The 234-nt window shown below is 68.4% G+C and carries 1 protein-coding gene; it reads right to left on the bottom strand.

From position 1 onward, the window contains the following. Positions 1 to 234, bottom strand: a 234-nt coding sequence (locus RYX56_RS25375) for an efflux RND transporter permease subunit (protein ID WP_317124517.1), incomplete at both ends; no start/stop codon positions are given.

Genomic DNA, 234 nt, shown 5'->3' with positions numbered 1-234 from the left:
CTTTTCCTGCAACGCCTGGCCAGCCCAGGCGTACGAGAAATCGCCGGGCAACGCCTCGCGCGCCACCGCTTCCATCGCCGCCAGCGCCTGGCCGGAACTGAACCCCGGAGCGGGATTCCCGGTGACCTTCACCGCGGGGAAGCCGTTGAAGCGTTCCATCAGTTTCGGTGCCGACGCATAGCGCGTGCGGATCAACGCCGAGAGCGGCACCATCCCGCCGCCATGGGAGCGGAC

Source organism: Alkalihalophilus lindianensis, assembly GCF_032843265.1.
In the GTDB taxonomy this organism is placed as follows: Bacteria; Bacillota; Bacilli; order Bacillales; family Bacillaceae_D; genus Alkalihalophilus; species Alkalihalophilus lindianensis.
Note: the sequence above shows the minus strand (reverse complement) of the source record. Positions and strands in the feature narration are given on the sequence as shown.